Annotated in this window: 4 protein-coding genes and 2 pseudogenes; 1 reads left to right on the forward strand and 5 read right to left on the reverse strand. The window is 39.1% G+C overall.

All coding sequences use genetic code 11. The annotated features are described in order from the left end of the window. On the forward strand, nt 1-147 hold a 147-nt coding region (locus G610_RS24040; RefSeq protein WP_196809857.1), incomplete at its 5' end, for a transposase. Between the two features lie 163 nt (nt 148-310). Here the strand turns inward: G610_RS24040 and G610_RS0115100 are convergent. The 5 genes and pseudogenes from G610_RS0115100 to G610_RS21205 form a co-directional block, all read right to left on the reverse strand. Beyond that, complete coding sequence (locus G610_RS0115100) at nt 311-898, reverse strand: DJ-1/PfpI family protein (RefSeq protein WP_035797740.1); 588 nt, start codon at nt 896-898, stop codon at nt 311-313. Nucleotides 899-1,047: 149 nt separating this feature from the next. Then, complete coding sequence (locus G610_RS0115105) at nt 1,048-1,851, reverse strand: DUF5131 family protein (protein ID WP_242829664.1); 804 nt, start codon at nt 1,849-1,851, stop codon at nt 1,048-1,050. A gap of 108 nt (nt 1,852-1,959) precedes the next feature. Further along, nucleotides 1,960-2,082, reverse strand: a pseudogene (locus tag G610_RS23845) (TfoX/Sxy family protein); the annotation flags it as partial. 2 nt (nt 2,083-2,084) lie between these two features. Then, nucleotides 2,085-2,606 (reverse strand): NUDIX domain-containing protein, encoded by a 522-nt coding sequence (locus G610_RS0115115; protein WP_026525438.1) that lies wholly within the window; start codon nt 2,604-2,606, stop codon nt 2,085-2,087. A gap of 246 nt (nt 2,607-2,852) precedes the next feature. Next, a pseudogene (locus G610_RS21205) lies at nt 2,853-3,401 on the reverse strand (DUF4143 domain-containing protein); the annotation flags it as partial. Nucleotides 3,402-3,641 lie beyond the last annotated feature (240 nt).

Raw genomic sequence — 3,641 nt, forward strand, 5'->3', positions numbered from 1 at the left:
GCTCTTTTCTGGAGCAGGAGTTATTTTTGCGCCACAACCGGTTCCGTTTCACTTGAGACAGTGAAAAAATATATAGAAAGCCAGCGCACGGATGAGCACAAAAGAAAATATGAAAAAACAGGGCGATACAGCAAAGCAAAGCGCTGAGGGTCAGCGATTCATCCCCCACCGACTATGTCGGAAGGAGTTTTCTCGCTGATACATCATAATCTCCATTCTCTGTTTCAATCCTGTTATACTCGATCTCTTTATATTTCTTACATCTTCAAGATTATTCTGGTCAGCCAAAAGTATTCTCACTTTTCCCTCCTTAGTACCCCATTGCTGTACGTACTTCGCTCATCTTTTCTTCTCCCACAAGAATGCTTAAGAGAGAAAATGCAACTCCCGGAGCAGTCTGTGGACAATATGATGTGATGATATTATCTGTCTGAACGATAGGCTCATTTATTACCTCAACACCATATTCACCTAGTTGTTTCTGCCTGTTTCCACCATTTAAGTGATATGTTGTTGCTTTCTTTCCTGTCAGGATTCCACTATGAGCAAGTGCCAGAGCTGCAACGCAGACAGACGCTATAGGTTTATGCTGGCTGTTAAACCCTCTTATTAATTCAGATACTTCTTCGGAAAAAGCTTCATCATAAAATCCATATTCTTCAAATCCGCCCGGAATAGCCAACGCATCATAATCTTCTATTTTCACTTCATTTAAAAGTGTATCTACTGTAACCGGAACTCCAAATGTACTCACAACAGTTTTGCTCAGGCCACATGTGATTACGTTTACATCACAATCAAAATCATTTCTTGCCCATCCCATAACATCAACAAAAACACTGGCTTCCATAGTTTCAAAGCCTTTTGCAAGGAATAAAAGAATATTCAAATACCGCATCCTCCTCGATTGACAGTCCTTTAAGCCATGGCTTATGTAAATATATACTATCGTACAACCAAAGACAGACCTGATCCGCACACAGATAAAGGTCTGTTTTTCACCGCTTTTGCATTATGCACATTAATACTTTAGAACGTAATAAAAAGTTATAAATCCAATCCAGCTTTATGCGCCTGGATATGCTGTAGCTTTCTTGGGATGTTATAAAGCTTCCCATCCTTAATCAGTTTTGCTCCTGTCTGGTGATAATAAAATGAGATTCCGTTCTCTTTACACTGTAACCATACCTTCTCTACCCATTTATAATCGCAGACCCTTGCATTTGCTCCTGACTCTCCACCTACGGAAACCTCCTCGATGAGCGGTCGCCCATCGGAAGTCCTGTATTTTTCGATATATTGACTCAAATCCACCTCAGTCAGCATAGGTTCTATCATCACGGCATGATGGAACAATGGAAGATCCAGATAAACCGGAAGTCTCTTATCCAGCATATCCTGATTCTCACAGGTAACGGCTATCGTAACATGCTCCCATCCGTTCCCCCATCCTGCAGGGAGATGATCTGCAATACGCTCAGGTCTTTTAGTAATCATAAAGAATGTACAATCTGAACGCTCATGCATCATTTCCCAGGCATCTTTTCTCCATCCATCTGCATCGGGATGAAAGAAATCTGAAGAAAAACATGTATAAATGTGTGACCCGCATGGAACCTTATACATGCCCTTATACTGTCCTGACCTTAGTTTTCGTATTGGGAGATTAAAGTTATCTGTCTTATGAAGGACTGTAGGGTCCTTTCCTATGGACTCATCTCTCCGGTAAACATAACAATGTAGGCACCCTGTACTTGCTCTGGTGCATCCATGCCACAGATTCCAGTTAAGTGCCAGCGGAGGCCGTGGATCATTGTGTTTTTCCTCAAAAAACGATAATTGCTCCATCATGAAAACCATCCAGTTAGATATGAATCACTCCCCACTATCCCAAAGTCACAGCCCAAATGCAAAGATTTTCATCGTAACTATTCCTTCTTTCACTCCGCAGGCCAAACATCGCCTATACTTTTTCTTGGGCTCAGGAAGCTCATCATACATTGCTTCCAAAAGATCTCTAAGAAACTTCTTATTATCAACATCATCAACAAGCAGCATCTTTTTTGCCCCTTCGTAAGGAATCCTTATTTCCATCCCAACTCCTGCTTTACCATTTCAAGCATTCTTCTATCTCTTTTGATCATGATTTCATTGAAATAATCTTCACTAGAATACGCTGCATTAGTCGCAATAGCCTCATCTATATCCACTATTTTCAGCACGAACCCCGCTTCATCCTCATAAGCATCCAAATCCTGTTCAACAGCTCGATCCTCAACATCGCAGAAGTAGTAATAATTCTCCTGTTCAAAGATTTCACCATCCTTTACGGTGCTCTTCTGTCTTCGCAATACACTTCCATATTCCCTGATAGATTCAGGAATTACAACAAGTCCTACTTCTTCCCTAACCTCTCTGATGAGCGCTTCTTTCTTGTCTTCATCATCATGGATTCCTCCTCCAGGGAACTTGTAATATTTCTCTTTCTTGCTGTAGACTAGGGCAAGTTTATCATTTTTTATAATTATCGCCCTGGCTGAAGGTCTGCGAAAAACTGCATCTGTTTCTTTATAATCTTTAAGATCAATTTCAAATAACCGTTTCATAATGCTCCATTACTCAGATTGCCTTTGAATAGAAATACTTGCTCAGTTTAGGCTCCTTGTCTTGCCTCACATCATTTTACACCCCAAAATGTATCACAAACTTCCGCTCCCTCTCTGCGACCACCAGCATTTCCATCAGCCGCCTCATTTCGGGCACATCCTTGACCGCATAAGAAATAATTTACATTTAAATTCGGAGCCTTATATCTATTAGCCATTTTTTATTTTTTTCTGTTTTTGGCTAATTCATGCCTCTAACAGCCAATCAGCTAAATCGACAATTTTTATACCTTCGTATTGGTATTCATCATTTCTTGTACGTGCGATAAGCATTTTAGGATATGCATCTTTTATCTGCAAAAGTGGTGAAACTTCTCTCTCAAAAGTCTTATCATCGCTTATGTTATCGGATACTTGAATATAGATTTTTTCGCTACGTTTTATCGCCACAAAATCTATCTCTTTTTTATATAATACCCCGACATAAACCTCATACCCTCTGCGAAGAAGTTCTATAGCCACAATATTCTCAAGGATTCTTCCATAATCCATATTTCTTGTGCCGAGCTTGGCGTACCGAAATGTATGATCACTGAGATAATACTTATCATTACTTGATAAATATTTTTTCCCTTTGATATCGTATCTACGGATTTTATAAAACGCAAATTCATTGCATAGGTATTGCATGTACGATCCAACCGTTGTATGGTGGATTTTCTCATATTTTTTCATTGAGTCCCCCTTAACCATACAATTTGAATTTGTCGATTTCCTTCTCATTATAAAATCAGCCCCACAAATCTCGATTGTCATACTCATTTATATTAAAAAATTAATCCTATTTTACATTTGTGTTGTTGTAAAAAATGAATACTTGGAGACAGGTATATAAGATTGAAAAATACATAGTAATTATATATCTTTTTGTAAGCGACTGAGGTCAAGTCCTTTATTGTGTGTAAATTACCTTTAGGTATCCAATTGTCAGGCCGCTAAAAGTCGTTGCTGTTCCTTTGCAATCTCTATCAGTTT

It is taken from the genome of Butyrivibrio sp. MB2005 (assembly GCF_000424285.1).
GTDB lineage: Bacteria > Bacillota > Clostridia > Lachnospirales > Lachnospiraceae > Butyrivibrio.

What these genes read in the sequence shown, in the direction of transcription:
- G610_RS0115100 (WP_035797740.1), bottom strand. Translation starts at nt 898, where the DNA reads ATGCGGTATTTGAATATTCTTTTATTCCTTGCAAAAGGCTTTGAAACT.
- G610_RS0115105 (WP_242829664.1), bottom strand. Translation starts at nt 1,851, where the DNA reads ATGATGGAGCAATTATCGTTTTTTGAGGAAAAACACAATGATCCACGG.
- G610_RS0115115 (WP_026525438.1), bottom strand. Translation starts at nt 2,606, where the DNA reads ATGAAACGGTTATTTGAAATTGATCTTAAAGATTATAAAGAAACAGAT.